Annotated in this window: 25 protein-coding genes; 6 read left to right on the forward strand and 19 right to left on the reverse strand. The window is 65.1% G+C overall.

The features are described from left to right. Positions 1 to 27: 27 nt before the first annotated feature. The 9 genes from SPYCW_RS12880 to SPYCW_RS12920 all read right to left on the reverse strand — a co-directional run bounded on the left by SPYCW_RS12880 (position 28) and on the right by SPYCW_RS12920 (position 9,857). The gene (locus tag SPYCW_RS12880; protein ID WP_120217098.1) at positions 28 to 759 is read right to left on the reverse strand and encodes a peptidase; all 732 of its coding nucleotides are present in this window, start codon (positions 757 to 759) and stop codon (positions 28 to 30) included. Positions 760 to 807: 48 nt separating this feature from the next. After that, entirely contained in the window at positions 808 to 1,611 is an 804-nt protein-coding gene (locus SPYCW_RS12885) for a transglutaminase family protein (RefSeq protein ID WP_120217099.1), read from the reverse strand. An 11-nt stretch (positions 1,612 to 1,622) separates the two neighbouring features. Continuing rightward, complete coding sequence (locus SPYCW_RS12890; RefSeq protein WP_120217100.1) at positions 1,623 to 2,564, reverse strand: alpha-E domain-containing protein; 942 nt, start codon at positions 2,562 to 2,564, stop codon at positions 1,623 to 1,625. A 193-nt stretch (positions 2,565 to 2,757) separates the two neighbouring features. Then, on the reverse strand, positions 2,758 to 4,155 hold the full coding sequence (locus SPYCW_RS12895) for a circularly permuted type 2 ATP-grasp protein (protein WP_171005326.1): 1,398 nt from the start codon (positions 4,153 to 4,155) through the stop codon (positions 2,758 to 2,760). A 188-nt stretch (positions 4,156 to 4,343) separates the two neighbouring features. Further along, a complete protein-coding gene (locus SPYCW_RS12900; protein WP_120217101.1) occupies positions 4,344 to 5,078 on the reverse strand; it encodes a sulfite exporter TauE/SafE family protein in 735 nt (244 codons plus the stop codon). Between the two features lie 15 nt (positions 5,079 to 5,093). Continuing rightward, on the reverse strand, positions 5,094 to 7,829 hold the full coding sequence (gene secA / locus SPYCW_RS12905) for a preprotein translocase subunit SecA (RefSeq protein WP_120217102.1): 2,736 nt from the start codon (positions 7,827 to 7,829) through the stop codon (positions 5,094 to 5,096). A 107-nt stretch (positions 7,830 to 7,936) separates the two neighbouring features. Then, on the reverse strand, positions 7,937 to 8,209 hold the full coding sequence (locus SPYCW_RS12910; RefSeq protein ID WP_168454528.1) for a hypothetical protein: 273 nt from the start codon (positions 8,207 to 8,209) through the stop codon (positions 7,937 to 7,939). Between the two features lie 103 nt (positions 8,210 to 8,312). Then, entirely contained in the window at positions 8,313 to 9,254 is a 942-nt protein-coding gene (locus SPYCW_RS12915; protein ID WP_232014709.1) for a TonB family protein, read from the reverse strand. 87 nt (positions 9,255 to 9,341) lie between these two features. Continuing rightward, positions 9,342 to 9,857, reverse strand: coding sequence for a hypothetical protein (locus SPYCW_RS12920; protein WP_120217105.1), 516 nt, complete (start codon positions 9,855 to 9,857; stop codon positions 9,342 to 9,344). A gap of 110 nt (positions 9,858 to 9,967) precedes the next feature. Between SPYCW_RS12920 and SPYCW_RS12925 the strand changes: the two genes are divergently transcribed. Next, positions 9,968 to 10,774, forward strand: a complete 807-nt coding sequence (locus SPYCW_RS12925; RefSeq protein WP_120217106.1) for an SDR family oxidoreductase — start codon at positions 9,968 to 9,970, stop codon at positions 10,772 to 10,774. Between the two features lie 227 nt (positions 10,775 to 11,001). Here the strand turns inward: SPYCW_RS12925 and SPYCW_RS12930 are convergent, their stop codons facing one another. From SPYCW_RS12930 to SPYCW_RS12965, 8 genes are read right to left on the reverse strand one after another with little or no spacing between them, the layout of a single operon-like run. After that, the gene (locus tag SPYCW_RS12930; protein ID WP_120217107.1) at positions 11,002 to 11,712 is read right to left on the reverse strand and encodes a head GIN domain-containing protein; all 711 of its coding nucleotides are present in this window, start codon (positions 11,710 to 11,712) and stop codon (positions 11,002 to 11,004) included. Positions 11,713 to 11,755: 43 nt separating this feature from the next. Further along, positions 11,756 to 12,523 carry a head GIN domain-containing protein gene (locus SPYCW_RS12935; protein WP_120217108.1) on the reverse strand — a complete coding sequence of 256 codons (768 nt, stop codon included), beginning with the start codon at positions 12,521 to 12,523 and terminating at the stop codon, positions 11,756 to 11,758. Between the two features lie 59 nt (positions 12,524 to 12,582). After that, positions 12,583 to 13,233 carry an NrsF family protein gene (locus SPYCW_RS12940; RefSeq protein WP_120217109.1) on the reverse strand — a complete coding sequence of 217 codons (651 nt, stop codon included), beginning with the start codon at positions 13,231 to 13,233 and terminating at the stop codon, positions 12,583 to 12,585. A 1-nt stretch (position 13,234) separates the two neighbouring features. Next, entirely contained in the window at positions 13,235 to 13,756 is a 522-nt protein-coding gene (locus SPYCW_RS12945; protein WP_120217110.1) for a sigma-70 family RNA polymerase sigma factor, read from the reverse strand. After that, positions 13,753 to 14,211 (reverse strand): DoxX family protein, encoded by a 459-nt coding sequence (locus tag SPYCW_RS12950; RefSeq protein ID WP_120217111.1) that lies wholly within the window; start codon positions 14,209 to 14,211, stop codon positions 13,753 to 13,755. The genes SPYCW_RS12945 and SPYCW_RS12950 overlap by 4 nt, the downstream gene beginning before the upstream one ends. Further along, positions 14,208 to 14,909: an HvfC/BufC family peptide modification chaperone gene (locus tag SPYCW_RS12955; RefSeq protein ID WP_120218295.1), complete on the reverse strand. Its 702-nt coding sequence runs from the start codon at positions 14,907 to 14,909 to the stop codon at positions 14,208 to 14,210. The genes SPYCW_RS12950 and SPYCW_RS12955 overlap by 4 nt, the downstream gene beginning before the upstream one ends. Then, positions 14,902 to 15,768, reverse strand: coding sequence for an MNIO family bufferin maturase (gene bufB / locus SPYCW_RS12960; protein ID WP_120217112.1), 867 nt, complete (start codon positions 15,766 to 15,768; stop codon positions 14,902 to 14,904). The genes SPYCW_RS12955 and bufB overlap by 8 nt, the downstream gene beginning before the upstream one ends. A gap of 5 nt (positions 15,769 to 15,773) precedes the next feature. After that, positions 15,774 to 16,067, reverse strand: coding sequence for a BufA1 family periplasmic bufferin-type metallophore (locus SPYCW_RS12965; RefSeq protein WP_120218296.1), 294 nt, complete (start codon positions 16,065 to 16,067; stop codon positions 15,774 to 15,776). A 163-nt stretch (positions 16,068 to 16,230) separates the two neighbouring features. Here SPYCW_RS12965 and SPYCW_RS12970 point away from each other — a divergent pair, with 163 nt between their 5' ends. The 5 genes from SPYCW_RS12970 (at position 16,231) to SPYCW_RS12990 (ending at position 21,354) form a co-directional block, all read left to right on the forward strand. Then, positions 16,231 to 16,707: a GreA/GreB family elongation factor gene (locus tag SPYCW_RS12970; RefSeq protein ID WP_120217113.1), complete on the forward strand. Its 477-nt coding sequence runs from the start codon at positions 16,231 to 16,233 to the stop codon at positions 16,705 to 16,707. Then, a complete protein-coding gene (locus tag SPYCW_RS12975) occupies positions 16,704 to 16,889 on the forward strand; it encodes a hypothetical protein (RefSeq protein ID WP_120217114.1) in 186 nt (61 codons plus the stop codon). Before SPYCW_RS12970 ends, SPYCW_RS12975 begins: the two co-directional genes overlap by 4 nt. 199 nt (positions 16,890 to 17,088) lie before the next feature. Next, complete coding sequence (locus SPYCW_RS12980; protein WP_120217115.1) at positions 17,089 to 18,267, forward strand: NAD(P)/FAD-dependent oxidoreductase; 1,179 nt, start codon at positions 17,089 to 17,091, stop codon at positions 18,265 to 18,267. A 66-nt stretch (positions 18,268 to 18,333) separates the two neighbouring features. After that, positions 18,334 to 20,193: a DEAD/DEAH box helicase gene (locus tag SPYCW_RS12985; RefSeq protein WP_120217116.1), complete on the forward strand. Its 1,860-nt coding sequence runs from the start codon at positions 18,334 to 18,336 to the stop codon at positions 20,191 to 20,193. A 183-nt stretch (positions 20,194 to 20,376) separates the two neighbouring features. Beyond that, positions 20,377 to 21,354, forward strand: coding sequence for a quinone oxidoreductase family protein (locus SPYCW_RS12990; RefSeq protein WP_120217117.1), 978 nt, complete (start codon positions 20,377 to 20,379; stop codon positions 21,352 to 21,354). A gap of 120 nt (positions 21,355 to 21,474) precedes the next feature. On the opposite strand, the gene fghA is transcribed toward SPYCW_RS12990, so the two are convergent. Together fghA and SPYCW_RS13000 are read right to left on the reverse strand one after the other, a co-directional pair. Beyond that, positions 21,475 to 22,323, reverse strand: a complete 849-nt coding sequence (gene fghA / locus SPYCW_RS12995; RefSeq protein WP_120217118.1) for an S-formylglutathione hydrolase — start codon at positions 22,321 to 22,323, stop codon at positions 21,475 to 21,477. Next, on the reverse strand, positions 22,320 to 22,823 hold the full coding sequence (locus tag SPYCW_RS13000) for a prolyl-tRNA synthetase associated domain-containing protein (protein WP_120217119.1): 504 nt from the start codon (positions 22,821 to 22,823) through the stop codon (positions 22,320 to 22,322). The genes fghA and SPYCW_RS13000 overlap by 4 nt, the downstream gene beginning before the upstream one ends. Between the last annotated feature and the right edge of the window lie 14 nt (positions 22,824 to 22,837).

The following is a 22,837-nucleotide window of genomic DNA, read 5'->3' on the forward strand; positions in this document are numbered from 1 at the left end:
TCGTCGCGGGACGGTGGCCGATGGCAATCAGAAATGGAAGTCGGGAAGCTCCGCCAGCGCGATCCCCAATGCTTCGGCCCAGCCGTTCGCGACGCTATCGAAATAGGGGTCGCCACGTTCGAACCGCCGTTCGCGCACGCTCACATAATCGTCGCGCTCGTGGATTTTCAGGTCGATCGGCAGGTCGACCCCGGCATTGGCGCGGATCGTCGAATCGAACGACACGCAGAGCAGTTTCACCGCATCCTCGAAGGACATTGCGGGGTCATAAGATCGCACGATGATCGGGCGGCCATATTTGGTTTCACCGATCTGGAAGAAGGGATTATCCTCGCCCGCCTCGATAAAATTTCCCTCGGGATAGATCAGGAACAGGCGTGGTTCGGCGCCCTTGATCTGCCCGCCGACGATCAGCGAGGCGCGAAACGCGGCCGCCGCGGCCGGCCCCTCGCTGTTGTAGCGCATCACAATCTGGCGCAGCGTTTCGCCGATGATCGTCGCGATCTGGAACATCGACGGCGCCGCCAGAATCGACGGGTGGCGGTCTTCGGGCGCCTTGGTGCGTTCGTCGAGCAGGCTGACCACCGCCTGCGTCGTCGCGAGGTTGCCCGCCGACATCAACGTGATGACGCGCTCGCCGGGGACGTGCCAGCTGCGCATCTTGCGCACCTGCGCAATATCGTCGACGCCCGCATTGGTGCGGGTGTCCGACATGAACACCAGCCCCTTGTTGAGCCGCATTCCCACGCAATAAGTCATCGAATCCCGTATCCCCGCCCCGGATCGTCCTGTGTCCCCGCAGTCCGCTTATTGCTGGACCTGCAATTGAACAACCAGATTTTCCTGCGCCGCACCATATCGCATGCCGCGCACCGGCGCCGCATCGCGGTAATCGAGCCCCGTTGCGACGCGGATATAGCGCTGGTCGGGCGAATGGCCGTTGCTGACGTCGAAACCGATCCATCCGATATGGTCGAAATGCGCTTCGGCCCAGGCGTGCGTCGCATCCTGCTGCGTGCGGTCGTTCATCATCAGATAGCCCGACACATAGCGCGCCGGATGCCCCAGATGGCGCATCGCGGCGATGAAGATATGGGCATGGTCCTGACACACCCCGCCTTCTCCGGCGAGTGCCTGTTCGGCGGTCGTTTCGGCATTGGTGATCCCGATCCGGTACGCCAGCCGGTCGATGATCAGCGCCGACAGCGCGTGCGCGCGTTCGATGTCGCTGGCATGGTCGCGGCCAAGCTGCGCGACCAGCCCGCGCACCCCCCGCCCTGCGCGGGTCAGCGGCGTCGGGCGCAGAAAGGTCCACAAGGGCATCGCGCCGCGGTGGGGGCCGATCACCCCGTCCCAGCTTTGCAGTTCGACCTCGCCATGGCAGCGGATGATCAGCTCGCTGGCGCCGCCCTCGACCGCGATCAGGTCGACACCATTGCCGTGATGGTCGGTGTAATGAAGCTGCTGCGTACCGCCTTCGATATCGATCGCCCAATTGACGACATGTTGCTGTCCCGGGCGGTCCTTGGGTGTCATTTTCAGCTGCTGCAGCGCGTAACGCACCGGGGCGTCATAATGATAACGGGTGATATGTTCGACGAACAAACGCATGACCGGCCGCCCTATTCCACAAACCGATAGTCGCGCTCGACCTGCCGCGCGAGCGCCGCGGTGTCCCGCAGAAAGCCGGTGACATATTGGTGCAGGCCGCCGTCAAAGATCGACTGGATCGGGGCGTTCAGCTTGTCGTGAACCAGCGCATGCGCCATCCGCCACGCCTCCGTTTCGTCGCCATAGTGGCGTTGCAGTTCGTTCAGATGATTTTCCATGCGCTCGCTGCAAAAGGTCAGGCTGCGCGGCATCTGGCGATAGAGGATCAGGAATTCCGCAATCTTCAGCGCGCTGATCTCGGCCCCGTACAGCCAGCGGTAGGCGCGGTGCGCCGACACCGACCGCAGGATCGTCTCCCACTGCACATTGTCGATCGACGTACCGATGTGCGCGACCGACGGCAGCAGCAGATAATATTTGACGTCGAGGATGCGGGCGGTGTTGTCGGCGCGTTCCAGAAAGGTGCCGAGCTGCGCGAAATGATAGCCGTCGTTGCGCAGCATTGTGCCATTCAGTGCGCCGCGCACCTGCGCGCTTTGCTGGCGGATCGTCGTCAGCACGTCGGGCAGGTCGTCCTCGCGCACCTGCCGCTTGAGCAGCGCGACGAGCGTCATCCAGCTGGTGTTGACCGCTTCCCATGTCTCGCGCGTCAACGCGGTGCGCGCGGTGCGCGCATTGTCGCGCGCCTGACGGATCACCGACAATATGCTCGACGGGTTGGCCGGGTCGCGCAGCAGGAAATCGATCACCCGCGCCGAGCTGTAATCGCCGTGCGCCGCCTGAAACGCCTGATTGACCCCGGCGGTCACCAGCACCGACTTCCATTCGGCGGCCGCGGTTTGCGACCGAGTGAGCGCAATGCGAAACCCCGCGTCGATCAGGCGCGCGTTATTCTCGCTGCGCTCGAGGTAGCGCGCCATCCAGAAGAGGCTGCCTGCGGTCTTGCCTAGCATGGGCGCATCCCCATTCCCTCCCGCACGCGGGAGGGGCAGTGAGACTTGCGAACCTGTTCGCTAGTCGCAACGGGGTGTGCATTCGCGCGGCGGGGTCTGCCCACCCCGCTGCGGCTAGGCAGCAAGCTGCCAAGCCTCGCTGCCCCTCCCGCTTGCGGGAGGGGATGATTGGGGGATGACGACACGCTCACCATCAATCCTCCAACACCCACGTATCCTTGGTCCCACCGCCCTGGCTCGAATTCACCACCAGCGATCCCCGGGTCATCGCGACCCGCGTCAGCCCGCCCGGCGTAATCGTGATCCCCTGCGGTGACATCAGCACGAACGGACGCAGATCGACATGGCGCGGCGCCAGCCCTTTCTTGGTAAAGATCGGCACCGTCGACAGCGACAGCGTCGGCTGCGCGATATAATTGCCTGGGTTCGCCTCCAGCTTGGCGCGGAACGCCGCCAGTTCCTTCTTGCTCGCCGCGGGGCCGACGAGCATCCCGTACCCGCCCGATCCGTGGACTTCCTTGACCACCAGTTCGGGCAGGCGATCGAGCACTTCGCGCAGATGCTCGGGCTCCGAGCAGCGCCAGGTCGGCACATTGGGGAGCAGCGCCTTTTCGCCGGTATAAAATTCGATGATGTCGGGCATATAGCTGTACAGCGCCTTGTCGTCGGCGATGCCCGTTCCCGGCGCGTTGGCGATGGTAATGCCCCCGGCGCGATACACGTCCCAGATCCCCGGCACCCCCAGCATCGAGTCGGGGCGGAAATTCAGCGGGTCGAGGAAGTCGTCATCGACGCGCCGATAGAGCACGTCGATCGCCTTATACCCCTGCGTCGTGCGCATCGCGACACGGCCGTCGACCACCCGCAGATCATGCCCCTCGACCAGTTCGGCGCCCATATGATCGGCCAGGAAACTATGCTCATAATAGGCGCTGTTGTGGATACCCGGGGTCAGCACCGCGACCGTCGGCGTCCCGCCGCATGCCGGCGGCGCGCAGGCGGCGAGTGATTTCAAGAGGTTGATCGGGTAATCGCTGACCTCGCGCACCGGCACTTTCGCGAACAGCTCGGGAAACATCTGGAGCATCGTTTCGCGGTTTTCGAGCATGTACGACACCCCCGACGGGGTGCGCGCATTGTCCTCCAGCACGTAAAACTCGTTGGCGCCGGTGCGGACGATGTCGGTGCCGCTGATATGCGTATAGATGCCGCCCGGCGGGTCGAGCCCCATCATCATCGGCAGAAAGGCGTCGTTGTCGGCGATCAGCTTGGTCGGCACCCGCCCGGCGCGCAAAATCTCCTGCCGGTGATAGATGTCGTAGAGGAAGGCGTTGAGCGCGCGCACGCGCTGTTCGATGCCGCGCGACAGGCGGCGCCATTCGCTGGCTGAGATGATCCGCGGCACGACGTCAAAGGGGATCAACCGCTCGTCGCCGTCGACGGCGCCATAGACGTTGAAGGTGATGCCGGTGGTACGGAAAAGCGCCTCGGCCTGAACCGCCTTGTGCTGGATGCGCGCCACATCCTCGGCTTCGAACCAGTCGCAATATTCGCGATAGGGCGACCGGGTCTCGCCGCCATGGCTGTTCATTTCGTCAAAAAAGGAAATGCGCCTGCCCTTTCCACGCAACGTGCCAACCCATGCCGCGCGCCCAATGTCCTGGGCTTGCACGGCGCATCCTGTTCCAGCTGCTGCGCCGCCTGGCGGCTACGTGGCCACCAAGCTTATCGACGCGATGCTAGCACCGCCGCACGGGAAGGCAAGCGCACAAAAAAGCGTTAGAAACCAAATAACAGGCGGATAGCGACAACACCGACCAACACCGCAGTCAACCGCCGGATCAACGCTGCGGGCTCACTCTTGACTGCAAGCTGGGTCCCGATCGCGCCACCGATCAACACCGCGACCAGCAGCGGCCAGTGGCTGGCGACCGCGGCCACCATCGCGTTGCCCTGACCCTTGATCAACTGGCCGGTCAGCCCGAACAGGCTGTTGACGAGGATGAACAGGCTCGCGGTCGCGGCGACGGACCGTTCCTCGGCCCAGCGGATCAGGTGCAGGATCGGCGCCAGAAATATTCCCCCACCAATGCCGACCACGCCCGCAAGATAGCCGAGCGCCGCGGCGATCGGCAGCAAGAGCGCGGGCCGCAGCAGCACAGGCTTGGCGGTCCGCGGCTGGATCAGCAGCGCCAGCGCCGACGCGAGCAGCGACAATCCCAGCAGCGTGACAAGCATGCCCTGCTTCACCGGGGTCAGCCCGCCAAGAAAGGCCAGCGGCGCGGCGACCGCGATCAGCGGCAGCGCCTTCGCCCACGGCATCACCCCGGCCCGCGCGAACCGGATCGTCCCGCCGCTGACGACGATGACGTTGCACGCGAGGCTGATCGCCGGAACCAGCCCCACCGCCACGCCCCCGAGGATCAGCAGCGCGGTATAGGTCGACCCGCCGCCGAACCCGACCGCGGCGTAGAGCAGCGCGGTCAGGCTGAAGAGCGCGGCGAGGCCGGTCATCGGGTCAGCGACCGATCAGATCGCGCCGTGGCAATGCTTGTATTTGCGCCCCGAACCGCACGGACATGGCGCGTTGCGGCTGATCTCCAGCGCCGCATAGGGATTTTCGCCCTCCGGCATGTCAGGCCGCGGGATTTGCATCGGGGGCAGCGTGTTGGCGATCACGCCCAGTCCGCCGCTATCGATATCGGCGCTGTTGTCTTCACCCGTGAACGGATCGATATGCGTCGTCAGGAAATCTGGCAGATCGGGAAGCGGCATCGGCTCGGGCTCTTCGAAGCGTAGGTCGATGCGCGCCACGGTGCGCGTCACATCTTCGCGGATGTTCGACAGCATGCGCTCGAACAGCGCAAAGGCTTCCTGCTTATATTCGTTGATCGGCTGTTTCTGGGCATAGGCGCGCAGGAAAATCGCCTGGCGCAGTGCGTCGAGCGTCGCCAGATGGTCTTTCCACTGATGGTCGAGCGTCTGGAGCAGCACCGATTTCTCGATCCCTTTCCAGGTGTCGGGATCGACCTGCGCGGCCTTTTCCGCCGCGACCGCGTCGGCCATCGCCTGGATACGCTCTTCGAAAATCTCGGGATCGACGGCATCTTCCTGCATCCACTCGTCGATCGGCGGGTGGAGATCGAGAATATTGGCGACGCGCTCCTTCATCGTCTCGATGTCCCATTGCTCGGGATAGCTGCCCGGCGGGCAGGCGTCGGCGACGATCGCGTTCACCGTTTCGGCGCGCATCGCCGCCATCACATCATCGACGGTTTCGCTGTCGATGATGTCGCCGCGCTGCTCGTAGATCACCTTGCGCTGGTCGTTCATGACGTTGTCATATTCGACGACCTGCTTGCGGATGTCATAGTTGCGCGCCTCGACCTTTTTCTGCGCGGTCTCGATCGCTTTCGAAAGCCATTTCGACCCGATCGCCTCGCCATCCTCCAGATTCTTGTTCATCATCTTGGAAAACAGCGTGTCGGGACCGAAGATCCGCAGCAGGTCGTCGTCGAGACAGAGGTAAAATTTCGACAGGCCGGGATCGCCCTGACGCCCCGAACGACCGCGCAGCTGGTTATCGATGCGGCGGCTCTCGTGGCGTTCGGTGGCAAGGACGAACAGCCCGCCCGCCGCCTTCACCGCTTCGCGCTCGGCGGCGACCTCGGCCTTGATCCGCTCGACTGCGGCGTCGCGCTCGGGACCGGCGGGCATGTCCTTCAGCTCGTCCTCGATGCGGAATTCCTCGTTGCCGCCGAGTTTGATGTCGGTGCCGCGGCCTGCCATGTTGGTGGCGATGGTCACCGCACCGGTACGGCCCGCCTGCGCGACGATATGCGCCTCGCTTTCATGGAAACGCGCGTTGAGGACGCTGTGCGCGACATTCTCCTTTTCGAGGAAGGACGACAGCAGTTCGGACTTTTCGATCGACACGGTGCCGACCAGCACCGGCTGGCCGCGCTCCTGCGCCTCGCGGATCGTCTTGGCGATCGCGCCGAACTTGTCGGTGATATTCTTGTAAAACTCATCCTCGTCGTCGATCCGCGCGATCGGGCGGTTGGTCGGGATGGTGACGACATTCATCTTGTAGATGTCGAAAAATTCGGGTGCCTCGGTCGCGGCCGTCCCGGTCATGCCCGAAAGCTTGGGATACATGCGGAAATAATTCTGAAAGGTGATCGACGCGAGGGTCTGGTTTTCGGGCTCGATCTGCACGCCTTCCTTCGCCTCGACCGCCTGGTGCAGGCCGTCGGACCAGCGACGGCCGTCCATCATGCGCCCGGTAAACTCGTCGATGATGACGACCTTGCCGTCCTTGACGATATAGTCGGTGTCGATGCGGAACATCTGAATCGCCTTCAGCGCCTGATTGACGTGGTGGACGACCTGGGTGTTCTCGATGTCATAAAGGTTGCTGCCCTGGAGCAGGCCCGCGGCTTCGAGCAGCCGCTCGACATGTTCGGTGCCGTCTTCGGTCAGGCTGATCGATTTGGACTTTTCGTCCTTCTCATAATCTTCGTCGGTCAGCTGCAGGACGATCTCGTTGACGCGGATATACAGCTCCGACTTGTCGTCGGTCGGGCCGGAGATGATCAGCGGTGTCCGCGCTTCGTCGATCAGGATCGAATCGACCTCGTCGACGATGCCGAAATTGAACGGTCGGTGGACCATCTGCTGGCGGTCGAACTTCATATTGTCGCGCAGATAATCGAACCCCAGCTCGTTGTTCGTCGCATAGGTGATGTCGCTGCTATAGGCGTCGCGGCGCTGCATTTCGTTGAGGTTGGGGACAATGATCCCGGTCGTCAGGCCCAGGAAACCATAAACGGTCCCCATCCATTCGGCGTCGCGGCGCGCCAGATAGTCGTTGACGGTCACGACGTGGACGCCCTTGCCTTCCAAGGCGTTGAGGTAACAGGGCAGCGTCGCCATCAGCGTCTTGCCCTCGCCGGTCGCCATTTCGGCGATTTCACCGCGGTGGAGGACGACGCCGCCGATCATCTGGACGTCGAAATGGCGCATCCCCAAAGTGCGCACCGCTGCCTCACGCACCGTCGCAAAGGCTTCGGGCAGGATATCGTCGAGCGTCTCGCCCGCCGCGAGCCGGTCGCGGAACTTCTGCGTCTGCGCCTGCAATCCCGCGTCGTCGAGCGCCTGCATCGCGGGTTCGAATGCGTTGATCTTGTCGACGATCTTGCGGATCGAGCCCACATAACGGTCGTTGGACGAGCCGAACAGGCTCTTGGCGAGGCCAGAAAACATCTATGATTCCTTGGAATATGAATGAAAGGGCGGCCCAGAGGCCGCAAGAATATGCAAAGCCCCATCGCGGGGCGGCGCCTGCAAGAACAGGACGCTAAAGCAGCACTCTATTCGAGCGCGCGGTCGCTGCCGGTGAGGAGGCCGGGAAGATGCGGAGGCGGCGCCTTGCGCGGCTTGCGACCCGTACCGCCGCCACTCGATCGCCGGGTCGGCGTTGTCGCGGACGGACGACGTTCGCTATCGCTGACCTCGGCCTGGCCCGCGGTCTCGGCGAGCAGGACCAGCGCTCCCATCGCCGCCGGAACGGCAGGCGCGGCGACCGCCCGGTCGGCAGTCGCCAGACCGGTCAGCAATGCCAAAAGGGTCAGCAATAACCGCAAGAATCGCCCCTGTTACGCATCGGAGCGTAACATATTACGCCCCGTTCCCTGAACATAGGGTGAAAGCGGCGCGGCGTCTAGGGGCAGAACCTTGGTGGGCGGATTATGGCACCGTGGACGGCTTTGCGACGTCGGGCGCCTCGATCTTCGCTTCGATGCGGAGCGTTATGCGCCGCGCGACCGGCTGGCCCTTGGCATCCGTGAAGGGAATATAGTGCTGCGCCCCACCGATCGTGTCGCACGGGTTGATGCCGGGGGCCACAAGCCATGTTTCGCCGATTCTTGAATAAGTACAATTGCTCGCCTTGCCTTCGGCGTCCAACAGTACCGACAGCGAGGATTCCCCCGGTTCGCTCATCGGAAATTTCCGCAGCGCGAGCGACCGCTCGGCGTTGGCGACGGGTGCCTCCGGCCGCGGCAGGAACCAGCGGAACATCGCGGGCACGACCCCCTTGGTCGGCTTTCCATTGCCGTCGAGCGCCGGCGTGAAGGCACCCTGGCTCAACATCAAGGCACAGGCCGCCTTGTCGAGATCGGCCGACAGGCTGCTGTTAATGACACTGCATCCGCTCACCTTGCCCAGCGCATCGACGCTTACAGCCATATGGACATCGCCCTCGTGGCGGGCGGCAAGGGCTGCGGCGGGATAATGGGCTGTCGTGTCGATCAGCAGCATGGCGGGAAGCGGCGACGGACCGCGCGGCCAGCTCTCGCGTGTCTGGTCGACGCTGAATCCCGCATTTGCCAGTTTGTCGATGTAATTGTCCGGGATCGTCCAGCGAATGCGGTTGGAATAGGTACCGCCGACGGGCTGGTTATTTTCGTCGCGGCCCGGCCGAAAGCGCGCGCGCTCCATCACCAGTCGGCAGGTCGTGGTATCAAGATCGGTATGTCCGCTCGACGATGTGACGTCGCACCGCTGCGGCAGTCCGTCCGGCCCGATCGTCAAGCGAAAGCCCGTCGTTCCCTCGCGTTCGTCGCGCATCGCCGTCGCTGGATAATCGGCGTTGGTAGCCCAGGTTCCCGGGTTCCCCGCCGGTGTCATCGGCTCGCCAGCCCTCGCCACGTCAGTTGGCGTCACGGGGTCAGCCGCCGTGGCGAGGAGCAATAACAATGGCAACATGAATTCCCCCTATCCCAACTCTGGGTTAAGCCCCTTCACCTCGATCAGAAAACTCTTCGGTTTCTTGAACAGCTTGCTGTTGCGATTGACCTTGAGCCCGACCGCCTCGGCCAGTTCCATGACGAAATGCACGCAGTTGCGCTTGTTCAGGCTATAACTCGGCTGTTCACGGTCGCGCCATTCGGCGACTTTGGCGATCAGTCGCGCATAGGTTGCATCGTCGACGACGACATCGAACTGGCGATCGCTCTTGGCGATATAGTCGGGCTCCGACGATTCCACCTTGCCCTTGACCGACCCGAACAGGATCGCCGGACTGACGGTTGTCGCGGTAAAGCCGTAATTGGCGTCGATCACCTCGCCCGTCGCATCCAATTTGCCCTTCATGACGATGAAGGCGTGCGGAAAGCGGTCGCCGAAATCATGGCTGTAAAAGCTCACGACCACCTCGGCACGCGCCGGAGCGGTCAGTCCGGCGCAAAACAGCAACAGGAACAGGAGGATCAGGCGGAGGCCGCGGGTCATCGCCGCCCTCTTAGCCAGCCGCCCGCCCGCTTGCCAAGCCGTCATTGTCGCTTGACCGGCACGTCAACTTGGCATCTTGTCGGACTGACAAGAATGTAAGGAGGGGCGGGATGGCTCGAAAGGCGATTTTCATTACCGGTGGCGGTTCGGGCATCGGGCGCGCGGTCGCGCGCCATTTCGCGGCGCAGGGCTGGTTCGTCGGCATCGCCGACGTCAACCGCGCCGGGATCGACGAAACCGCCGCGCTCCTCCCCGACGGCGCATCGTCGCGCCACGTCATGGACGTGCGCGACCGTGATCAGTGGAAGGCGGCGCTGGATGAATTTGCCGCCGCCAGCGGCGGCCGGCTCGACGTCCTGTTCAACAATGCCGGGATCGGTACCGGCGGCCAGTTTGCCGACATGCCGCCCGAGGAGGACGATCGGCTGATCGCGATCAATTTCGGCGGCGTCGTCAACGGCATCTATATGGCGCTCCCGCTACTGCGCGCCACACCGGGATCGGCGATCCTCAACACCGGGTCGGCATCGGGATTCTACGGGGTCGCCGGGCTGGCCGTCTATTCGGCGACCAAATTCGCGGTGCGCGGGCTGACCGAGGCGCTGGAAATCGAATTTGCGAAATATGGCATCAAGGTCCGCTCACTGATGCCAGGCTTCATCGACACCCCCCTGCTCGACCAGGTCAGCGCCGACAGCAACGAACCCGCGCGCGACCGCCTGTCGCAGAGCGGATTCGAGATCGTCCCGGTCGAACGTGTCGCCGAGGCGGCGTGGGCGGCGGTCCACGGCGACAAGGTCCATGTGACCGTCGGCAAGATGGCCAGGCGGCTGGCGCGCCTCGCGCGCTGGTTCCCGGGACTGATCATGCGCCAGTCGAAGAAGATCGATGGGTTGGGCGCGACAGCGGGGCAGTAAGCGGCCTGCCGCCGGAGGTCAGCTTTGGGGTGGGGAGCGGCCACAAGCTCCTCTCCCCTTGTGGGAGAGGATAGCGCAGCTTGCTCCGTCAGGAGCTAGCGAAGCTTGGTGAGGGGGCAGACGCCAGCACGCGCAAACCCCCTCTCAACTGCGGCTAGGGGAGAGAGGAAATGACGTACGTCCACTCTCGGTCGATACCCGACATTCCCGCTTTACACGCTATACTATTACTTCGCCGCCCCGCACTGCACCGACCCGCCGCCGACATTGCGCACCGTGCACACGGGCTTGCCCAGCACCACCGTCTTGCCGACCCCCCGCGCCGTCACTCCCGCGGTCTTTACCGCAAGCAGTCGGTTCTCGCCCGCGCCTTCGCCGTCGAAGGTCAGCATGTCGACTGCCAGTGCGCCCGCGTCGAACAGCCCCGCGCCCGACACGGTCATTTGCGCCTGTTTTGCGGTTCCGCCCAGCGTCATCGTGCCGTTGCCGATCATCGCGACCGAAAGCCGGTCGGTGGCGATCGCGCCGACCGAAACCGTTCCGGGCCCGCGCAGCGCGATCGACACGCGATTGCCCTTCATCCGGTCGATGCTGAGCGATCCCGCGCCGCCCATCGTCGCCGTCCGCAGACCCGCAACATTGATCCGGATCGTCACTGCACCGCGCGGAGCGCGGCGTTTTTCGTCGCCCGCGAACTGGCGTGTCCCGATCACCAGCCGTCCGTCGCGCGCCTCGAGGCTCAGTCGGTCGAGCGCATCCTGCGGCCCGGACGCGACGGCACCGACGGGAGCGCGCGTCGTCACCTCGATCACATAGTCGGCGTTGACCTCGATCGCCTCGAAGCTGGTGAGGCCAAAGCGTTTTTCGGCTGCCGTTGCGGGGGCGATGGCCAAAAGGACGGCGGCCGCCAGTGCGGCGTTTCGAAGCGCAAGGGTCATGGCACCGCCTTACCCGGTCCGGGCAGGCGGTACCAGCACCGCATCATTTGCAGGTAACGGTCCCCGATCCGACTTCGCGCGACGAACATTTTGCGCCGCCGCCCAGCGTCACGTCGCCCGACCCCAGGATGCTGACATCGGCCGTGCCCGACGCCTGCGCTTCGACATTACCCGATCCGGTAACCGACACCTCCAGCGTCCGCGCGACAAGGCCGTCAGCGTCGATGTCACCCGATCCGGTGACGCCATATTCGCCGGCATCGACGGTGCCGCCGCCGATTTCGATGTCGCCCGATCCCGACACGCTGATGTCGGCGCGCTTGGCGGTCAGCTTCGCGACCTTGAGGTCGCCCGAACCCGTGACCACCGCCTCGACCGCATCGCCGTCCATGCTGTCGGCATCGATCGACCCCGACCCGGTCAGCCGCGCGCCGGTCAGACGCGGCATGGTTATCGTGATTTCGACGTCATTGTCCTCGCGGCTCGAAAAGCTGAAACCTTCGCGCTTGCGTCCGATCGACAGCGTCGGGCCGTCGACCTCGATCTCGAGCCGGTCGAGCACCGCCTGCGGCCCCTTGGCGCTGATCGAAAAGGCATCGCCGCGGCGAATGGTCACGTCGTCGGGACCGGCCACCTTGACCTCGGTAAATCCGGTCAGCGCATAGGTTTGGGTCGTGGTCGGGCCTGCATCGGCCGGCTGCGCCGCCGCGCCCTTGCCTGTCCGTTCGCCGTCCTTGCGGTCGGCGCCGCTGCACGCGGTGACGGTCATCGCCAAGGCCAGCGGCAGCGCCGCCATCGTCCAGTTACGCATCGCAAATCTCCTTTGTGTATTACACGTATAACACACATAAGATATGCTGTCCAGCGATCCTACCAGCGCAGCAGCGGCGCCAGCAATATGCGGCCCGCAATGCCCGACAACAGCACCGCGAGCCCGTGCCACAGCGCGATATGAATCATGTCGTTCGATGCGCAATGCAGCGCGACGATCGTCGCCCCCGCCGCGCCCGCCGCGATACCGACCACCCAGCCGGCGCGTTCCGGCGACGTCGGCGCGCCGTGCTTCAGCCAGCCAAACGGCGCCGCGCCGACGCCAAGCCCCGCGAGCACCCCCTGCATCAGGCAATGCAGGCCATTTTCGGGATGCGCCGCTTCCAGCGCCGCATGGCTATCGTCCATTGCCATCACCAGCGCCGACAAAGGCAAAGCGAGCGCCGCCAGCCCGGCCCAGCGCCATCCGCTGTAATCGCGCCCGACCCCCGGCAATCCCATCCGCAGCGCGCTCCACGCCGCGGCGAAACCCAACGCCACGATCAACCAGAAGGCGAGCAGCGGCAGCGGGGGCATCATGACGCCTTCGGCCAGATCGTGCCGCATCCCGCCCAGCCCGAACAAGATTGCGGCGCCCGCAGCCCAGCCCGCGGCAACCCACAGCGATCCGCGCGCGACCCGGCGCGGGCGCACCGGTTCCAGCTCGTCGGCAAGATTGTCGATCAGGTCGTCGATCGCGGCGTCGCTCATCTCATTCGCTTTCAATCAATTGCGCGAGCTTTTTCAGCCCGCGATGAATATTCACCTTCACCAGCGCCTCGCTCTGCCCGCAGATCTGCGACGCTTCGGCGATCGAGGCACCCTCGATCTTGACCAGCGTGATCGCCTGCGCCTGCCCCGGGGGCAGCAGCGTGAGCATGCGGTCGAGGCTGAGGCGCGCGTGGACGACCTCGTCCTCGACCCCGACCGCCGCGTCGCCCTCGCCCAGCTCGACCTCGTCGCGCTGGCGGCGCAAAAGGTCGATCCAGCGATAGCGCGCGATCGCCGCCAGCCAGGGCAGGAACGGCCGGCTGTTGTCCCAGGTCGCAAGCTTGCGATGCATCGATACCAACGTCTCCTGCACCAGATCGTCGACCTGGTGCGGCGCGATCCGCCGCGCGAAATAGCGCGCCAGCCACCTTCCCGAATCGCCCAGCAGCGCGCGGTAGGCGGCGCGGTCGCCGCGCTGCGATGCCGTCATCAGGCGCGCCAGCGAGGGTTCGTCGATGCTCATCTGCCCCGCAGTCTAGCAATGACCGCATCGAGCGAAAACAGCCCGCCGCCGCGCACGATCAGGATCGCCGCCATCGCGGCCCACAGCGAATGGACGGGCCACCAGGCGTCGGGAAAAATAAACGTCTGGATCACCAGCGTCATCACCAGCAGCGCGCCCGCCGAAAATCGCGTCGCCAACCCCAGCAGCAACAGCGCCGGGAAAATATGCTCGGCATAGGTGGTCAGGGGGACCGCGATAACGGGATCGAGCGGCAGGCCCGAAAATTCCGACGCGAACAGGTCATATTGCACCGGATCGATCGTCAGAAACGCGCCCTCGACCGTCTTGGTGTGCCCCGATCGCCAGAACACCCCAGCGAGTGCGATCCGCAGCAACAGCAATGCGAACGCTTCGGGCACCCGCCCCGCGATCAGCGCAACGCCGCGATCATAAAGTCCAACCACCCGGTTCATTCCGCAAGCCTTTCGAAAGCACCGGCGCCGATCAGCGCCGCGACGGCAGCGCCGCCATCGGGATGGGTTTCGGCAAGATGCGCGATGAGGTTACCGAGCGGCGTAATATCGTGCGCCAGATCGAGCGCGGCAGCATCGGCCGCATCGATCGCAAGGACCCGCACCGCGGCATCGGGCCGCGCGATCAGCAGCGCACGGGCGCCGCGCGGCAGGCAAGGATCAAGCAGCGGCGCAGACGGATGCGCGAGCGCAACGACGCGCACCGCCGGGTGGCGCCGCACGACAAGGCCGAGCAGCGCCGCTTCGTCCATCCCAGCAAGGTCGGCAAGCGCCAGCGCCGGTGCGTCGACGGCGTGATAACTTTCGAGCCACGCCCATTCGGCGCGCGCCAGATCGGCGGCGAGCGGATCGGCGAGCCAATCGGGAAACGCCGCACCGATCAGCGCGAGCGCGCGGCCCTGCGCACCGCCGCTATCGAAAAAGGCACGCGAAACGCGGTTGAATTCGGCGGCGCCCAAATGGTCGCGGGTGCGCGGAAAACTGTCCTCCAGCGCCACCAGCCGCGCATGCGATATGGTGTTGGCATGGACGCAGAGCCCGCGCAGCACCGCGCCGCGATCGCCCGCGAACAGTCCGGCGGGCAAATGATCGGGGCCGCCGAGCAACGTCGCTGCGATCGCTGTCTGCCCTTCACGCATCGACTTGCTCACGGACCAGCAGCGCGTCGGCCTTGGCGACCTCGCCCATCAACGTCGCATAATCGGGAACATCGCTGTCCCATTCGACCAACACCGGTCTTGGGCCCGCGCGGCGCAGAAAGGCAGCCAGAAAATCCCAGCAGCTTTGCCCGACCGCCGATCCATGATCGTCGATCGCGATCGTCCCGCCGATGCCGTCGTCCTTGCGGCTATGCCCCGCAACATGCACCTCGCCGACCAATCGCGGATCAAAGGCGTCGAGCCACGGCGCCGGGTCCAGACCGAGATTAAATGCCGACACCTCGACATTGTTGACGTCGAGCAGCAGCCCGCAACCGCTGCGGCGGCACAGTTCGTGAAGGAAATCGACCTCGCCCCAATCGTCGGCGGCATAGGCAAGGTAGCGCGATGGATTTTCGATCAACATCGGCCGCCGCAAGCGGTCCTGTACCCGTCCGACCTCGCCGACGAAATGGGCGAGCGCCGCGTGGCTGTAGGGGATGGGCAGCAGATCGGGGAATTTGTCGTCCGGCCCATTGCTCCAACTCAAATGGTCCGAAACGATCGCCGGTTCGTATCGCTCGCACAGCGCGGCGAGCGAGGCGAGCTCATCGCGATCGACTCCCGCCGCCGACCCCAGCGAGAGCCCGACCGAATGAAAGCTGAGCGGAACATGGTCCGCGATCGCGGTCAGCCAACGATGCGGAGGCCCGCCTGCGCCGAAGTAATTTTGGGGGTGGACTTCGACCCAGGCGGGCAGGGGACCCCGCTCCGCCGCCGCCAGCACGTCGGCATAATGTTCGGACTTCAGCCCGAAACCGGCGCGCTGCGGCAAGTCGCGGAGCGGGCGGGGGGGCACTTGCCTCAGCTCTTCTTGGCGACCGGCTTGGCGTTGCCCTTGTGCGCCGCCAGCGTGCCGCCCATCTTTTCGCAGCTGCCCTTGGCGACATATTTCCAGGCATTGCCCTGATAATCGACGGTCGAGGTACCGGCACAGCTGGTGCCCGGACCGGCGGCGCAGTCATTCTTGCCCTTCAATGCCACGCCGTAGCATTTTTCCTTGGCGCCATCGGCGGCGGCGGCGGGGGTGGCGAGCGTGCCAGCCGCCATGGCAAGGACCGCCGAGGCGGCGAGCGACAGTTTCAGACTATTCGACATCATGGATACTCCCTTGGGAAATGGGCGATGCGGGGGATGGCATCGACAGGAGTTTCGCGCGGCGCCCGCCGAAGGTTACGCCCGACGCGGTGGGCTGCGCCATTTTGTCGCCACCTTCGACGCGCAGGGGCAATGTTTGCGACTTCCACCGGAAAGCCAGACCATGAGCGTAGCGTTTCGCCGCGAAAGCGACGACGATCATAAGGAACCCGAATTCGAGCTGCCCATCGCAGTCGGCCCGAATCTGGTGACCCCACGCGGGCTTCGGTTGCTCGGCGAAGAGGTGGCGCGGCTTGAAACCGAGATTGCGAAGACTGCGGATGAAGAGGCGCGCAAGAAATTGCAGCGGCGCCTGCGTTATTTTCACACGCGTCAGTCGACCGCCGAGGTGCAGGCACTGCCCGAGGACGGCAGCGTTGGCATCGGCAGCCGCGTCACCTATCGCCTCAACAAGGCCGAAAAGACGGTCACTATCGTCGGCGGCGACGAAGCCGACCCGGCGCTGGGATGCGTCGCCTTTTCGGCCCCGCTCGCACGCGCGCTGATGGGCGCTGAGGCGGGTGATAGCGTCGAATTTCAGGATCGCGAGGATGCCATCAAGATCCTCGCCGTCGAAGCCGATCCGGAGACGCAGGCATGAAGGACAAGTTCGAACGCCACAAACAGCCGTGGACCCCGGCCGAGATCGACAAGCTGCACACGCTGGCCAAAAAGGGCATGCCGCTGAAGTCGATCGCGAAGGCGCTGACCCGCAGCGAAGAATCAGTGAAGACCCGCGCGAAGGCCGACGGCCTGTCGATCGCCAAGCTGCACCGAGAATGACGCCCGGCCTGAAAATGACCCTCCCCCTTGATGGGGGAGGCAGCAAGACTTGCCAGCTTGCTCGCTTAGTCGCAGCGGTGGGGGTGCGCTCTCGGCCTGAGATGGCGGTTGAAGGACGCACCGTCACCCCCATCCAACTCCGCCTAGCCGCTGCGCGGCAAGGCTGCGTATCCTTCCCCCATCAAGGGGGAAGGTAGGGGTGTCCGCTAATAGGTTCGACGCCATCGTGCTGGGTGCCGGCGCGGCCGGGCTGATGTGCGCCGCGGTCGCGGGACAGCGCGGCAAGCGGGTGCTGCTGCTCGACCATGCCGATGCAGTGGGCAAGAAGATCCTGATTTCGGGCGGCGGGCGCTGCAACTTTACAAATGTGAACACCGCACCGGACCGCTTCCTGTCGGCGAACCCGCATTTCGCCAAATCGGCGCTTGCGCGCTACACGCCCGCGGACTTCATCGCACTCGTCGAGCGTCATGGCATCGCCTATCATGAAAAGACGCTGGGCCAGCTGTTCTGCGACGGATCGGCGAAACAGATTGTCGCGATGCTGCTGGAAGAGTGCGCCAAAGGCGGGGTCGAAGTTCGCACCGGCCAGCCGATCCGCGACGTCACCCACGCGGACGGGAACTTCGCCGTCCAGTTCGGCGAGGTGAGCTTTTCCGCACAGGCACTGGTCATCGCCACCGGCGGCCCATCGATCCCCAAGATGGGCGCCACCGGCTTTGCCTACGACCTCGCCCGCCAGTTCGGGCTCAAGGTCGTCGAACCGCGCCCCGCGCTGGTCCCGCTGACGCTGGGCGGTGACGATGTGCTGTTCCGCGAGCTTTCCGGCATCGCCGCGCCGGTCGAGGCGCGCGCGGGCAAGGCGGCATTCCGCGAAGCGGCCCTCTTCACCCACAAAGGCCTTTCCGGCCCCGCGATCCTGCAGGTCAGCAGCTATTGGCGCCACGGCGAACCGGTAACGATCGACTTTCTGCCCGGCGCACCAAAAGACTGGCTGCTCGACGCCAAGCGCGCTCGCCCGCGCGCCACCTTGCGCGCCGCGCTCGGCACAATGCTCCCCGATCGTCTCGCCGAAACACTCGCCGAGCGCCTGGCCCTCCCCGGCGAACTCGCGGCGCAGACCGACCGCAAACTGGCCGACGCCGAATCGCAACTCGCCCGCTGGATCTTCCGACCAAATGGTACCGAAGGCTTTGCCAAAGCCGAGGTCACCGTCGGCGGAATTTCGACCGCCAGCCTGTCGTCGCAAACAATGGTGGCCAAAACCGTTCCGAACCTCTATGCGGTCGGCGAGGCCGTAGATGTCACAGGGTGGTTAGGCGGCTATAATTTTCAATGGGCCTGGGCAAGCGGACACGCTGCCGGACAGGTGATTTAAGCCCATTGAGCCCCTTTCTACTGGCCCGCCACCGCACCGGTGGCCGCCTATGCTATTGAGATAACAATGACTTTCGAAACTCTTTCGCCCGTCCTTTCGGACGCCCTCGTCGCGCGCGGCTATGAAGCGCTGACCCCCGTCCAGACCCATGTCACCGAATCCGAAGCGAAGGGCCGCGACCTGCTCGTTTCGGCGCAGACCGGATCGGGCAAGACCGTCGCTTTCGGTCTCGCGATGGCCGACGAGTTGCTCGAGGACGGACGCCTGCCCTTCGCAACCTCGCCGCTGGCGCTGATCATCGCGCCGACGCGCGAACTCGCGATGCAGGTCAGCCGCGAGCTCGGCTGGCTTTACGGCAAGGCAGGTGCGCGCATCGCGACCTGCGTTGGCGGCATGGACGCCAGCAAGGAACGCCGCGCGCTGGGTCAGGGCGTGCAGATCGTCGTCGGCACCCCCGGGCGCCTGCGCGATCACCTTGAACGCGGCGCGCTCGACCTCACCGCGCTGCGCGTCGCGGTGCTCGACGAGGCCGACGAAATGCTCGACATGGGCTTTCGCGACGATCTGGAGGAAATCCTCGACGGCACCCCCGAAACGCGCCGGACGCTGCTGTTTTCGGCGACGCTGCCCAAACCGATCGTCCAGCTCGCCAAGCGCTATCAGCGCGACGCGCTGCGCATCTCGACCGTCGGCGAAGATCGCGGCCATGGCGACATCGCCTATCAGGCGGTGACCGTCGCCCCGGCCGACATCGAGGGCGCAGTGATCAACCTGCTCCGCCTGCACGAGGCCGAAACCGCGATGCTGTTCTGCGCGACGCGCGACAATGTCCGCCGCCTCCACGCCAGCCTGGTCGAACGCGGTTTCGCTGCCGTCGCCTTGTCGGGCGAGCATAGCCAGAACGAACGCAACCACGCATTGCAGGCGCTGCGTGACCGCAGGGCAAGAGTATGCGTCGCCACCGACGTGGCGGCGCGCGGTATCGATCTTCCGACCCTCAGCCTAGTCATCCATGTCGAAATCCCCCGCGATGCCGAAGCACTTCAGCACCGTTCGGGCCGCACCGGCCGGGCGGGCAAAAAGGGGACGGCGGTCATCATCGTCCCCTATCCCCGCCGCCGCCGCGTCGACGGCATGCTGCGCGGCGCTCGGATCGAGGCCGAATGGATGGACGCGCCGACCGCCGCCGATGTGCGCGCGCGCGACCAGGAACGGTTGATGGAAAAGCTGCTCACGCCGCAGGAGCATGAACCCGAGGATCTGGAACTCGCGCAGCGGTTGATGGCCGAGCGCAGCGCAGAAGACATCGCCGCATCGCTGGTCCGCTCGCACCGCGCACTGATGCCGCCGCCCGAGGATCTGATCGACAACGGCCCGCGCGGTCGTGATCGTCCCGAACGCGGCGAGCGTTTCGAACGCTCGGACCGTGGCAGCGCAGACCGCCGCGAAGGGTTTGAGGACAGCGTCTGGTTCCGCCTGAACATCGGGCGCCATCAAAACGCCGACCCGCGCTGGATTCTGCCGCTGCTGTGCCGCCGCGGCCATGTCAGCAAGAACGAGATCGGCGCGATCCGGATCGGGCCGAAGGAAACGATGTTCAACATCCCGCGCGGCATCGCCGATCGCTTTGCCGAGGCGGTGGTGCGCAGCGCCAACGCCGATGGCGAGGACGACAGCGGCGTGTCGATCACCCCGGCGCCCGACGGCCCGACCTATCCGCCGCGCCGCGATAAAGGCGGACATGGGGGCGGCCATTCGGGCGACCGCGCGCCGCGCGCCACCTTGGGCCGCGCGCCTGGCGGCGACCGCAGCTTCGGCGACCGCGCCGGCCCGCGCGGCCCGCGTGGTCCCGGCGGCCCGGGCGGCAACGAACGCTATAAGCCCAAGCCCTTCGGCCAGCGCAGCCCGCGCCGTCCGTCGAAATAGCCGTCATTGCGACCCCGGCAAAAGCCGGGGGAAGCAATCCGGCGCGGCCCTGCACCACTCCAGATTGCCGCGTCGCCCCGGATCAAGGCCGGGGCTCCTAGCAATGACGATGTTGATGGACGGACTTTCCCTTGCGCTCCCCTGCCCGGCCCACCAGATGGGTCGGACAGCAGGAGCAAGCCGATGCAAGCAACCCAAGCCTTTATCGAAAGCCAGGGCGGCCCCGAGGTCATCGACTGGCGCGAGGTGACGCTGGACAAGCCCGGCCCCGGCCAGGTGCTGCTCCGTCACACAGCGATCGGCCTCAACTACATCGATATCTACCACCGCGACGGCACTTATCCTGTGCAGCTGCCCGGTGGACTTGGCCTTGAATCCGCGGGTGAAGTGATCGCCGTCGGCGAAGGCGTCCACAGCTTCCAGCCCGGCGACCGCGCCGCGACTTTTGGCCCTGAACGCACCGCTTATGCCAGCGCAAGGTTGGTCAGCGCGGCATCATTGTTCAAGCTCCCCCCCACCATCGACGACGAAACCGCCGCCGCCGCGTTGCTCAAGGCCTGCACGGTCGAGGCGCTGGTGGAACGCTGCGCCAAGGTGGAGGCCAGGTGGCCCGTGCTGGTCCACGCCGCCGCGGGCGGGGTCGGGCTGATCCTCGTCCAGTGGCTGAAGGCGATCGGTGCCACGGTGATCGGGACGGTCAGCACCGAAGCGAAGGAACATGCCGCCCGCGCGGCGGGCGCCGATCATGTCATCCGCTACAAAAACGACGATGTTGCCGCGCACGTCCGCGAAATCACCGACGGGCAAGGCGTTCCCGTCACCTTCGACGGCATCGGCATGGCGACATGGGACGTATCGCTGAAGGCCACCGCGCGGCGCGGGCTGATCGTCAGCTATGGCAATGCCGGCGGGCCGGTGACCGGCGTCAACCTTGGCGTCCTCGCGCAGCATGGCTCGCAGTTCGTCACCCGCCCGACTTTGTTCGATTATTACCACCTCCCCGGCGAGCGCGCCGCGGGCGCGGCCCGCGTGTTCGAGATGATCGAAAGCGGCGCGGTGGCGGTCACGGTGGGGCAGCGCTATTCATTGCAGGATGCGGCAAGGGCGCATGCCGATCTGGAGGCCGGACGGACGACCGGTTCGACGCTCTTGATTCCTTAGACTTCAGCGCCCCACCCCAGTGTCCGTTCGTGTCGAGCGAAGTCGAGACACCGTGCAAACGACTGCAAGGACGCAGCGTGTCTCGACTTCGCTCGACACGAACGGCCTTTTAAGCTGCCCTTAGTGCTTCAACCGCTCCGCATGCCATGCGACATGCTCGGCCATGAAGGTCGAGATGAAATAATAGCTGTGGTCATATTCCGGCTGCATCCGGATCGCGGCCTTCTGCCCGTTGCGCTCGCACGCCTCGACCAGCAATTCGGTCCTCAGCTGTTCGATTAGGAAATTATCGGCGTCGCCCTGATCGACGAGCAGGTCGGGGACGCGCAGCCCCTGATCGAGCAGCGCACAGGCGTCATACGCCTGCCACTCCTCGCGGTTGTCACCAAGATAAAGGCCCAGCGCCTTCTCGCCCCACGGACATTGCGTCGGCGCGACGATCGGCGAAAAGGCCGACACCGAGCGGAAACGATCCTGATTGCGCAACCCGATGGTCAGCGCGCCATGCCCGCCCATCGAGTGGCCGGTGATGCCCTGCCGCGTCAGGTCGGCGCTCGGGAAATTGCGCAGGATCAGCGAGGGCAGCTCGTCCTCGACATAGGATCGCATCCGGTAATGTTTCGCCCATGGTTCCTCGGTCGCGTCGACGTAGAACCCAGCACCCAGCCCGAAATCCCACGCGCCCTCTGGATCATCGGGAACGCCCTCTCCGCGCGGCGATGTGTCGGGGGCGATGAAGATCACGCCATGCTCGGCGCAGGCGGCGCGATATTCGCCCTTCTCCATCACATTGGCGTGGGTGCAGGTCAGCCCCGACAGATACCAGAGCACCGGCAGCTTGGTGCCCGGCGCATGGTCGGGAACGAAGACCGCAAAGGTCATGTCGGTGCCGGTGGTCGTGCTCGCATGTTTGTACACGCCTTGCGTGCCGCCATGGCTGCGAACGGTTGATAGCGTCTCTAGCGTCATAAATTGTCCTGAACGGGGATGGCAGCGATCAGCGGACCATGCCCCCAATGGCGCAGCAGGTCCAGTATCGCACCGCCCGCCAGTGCAAAGGTCGCGGTGTTGCGGAGCGGGTGGACGCCGACCGCAGCCGCCCGCGCCAGGCTGGCGTCAATGACGACGGTGATGCTTCCCGGCGCGGCATTGATCGCGGCGAGCGGCGTCACCGATCCCGGTACGATGCCCAGCAAACGCGCCATGTCCTCGGCCTTACCAAAGCTTAGCCGCTTGCTGCCGATTGCCGGCGGCAGAGCTTTCAGGTCGACGCGCGCGACCGACGGCACGGTCACGAGCCAATACGCCCCGCCATTGTCCTTCAGAAACAGATTCTTGGTATGCGCGCCCGGGATCGCGGCGTTCACTGCATCGCTTTCGGCAACGGTAAACACCGCGTCATGCTCATACGCGGTGAAGGGGATTCCCAGCGCCTTCAGGTCCGCCAGCAATCCCGCTTCTCCGCGCATCGTCAATCTTTCAG

It is taken from the genome of Sphingopyxis sp. EG6 (assembly GCF_003609815.1).
Lineage (GTDB): Bacteria > Pseudomonadota > Alphaproteobacteria > Sphingomonadales > Sphingomonadaceae > Sphingopyxis.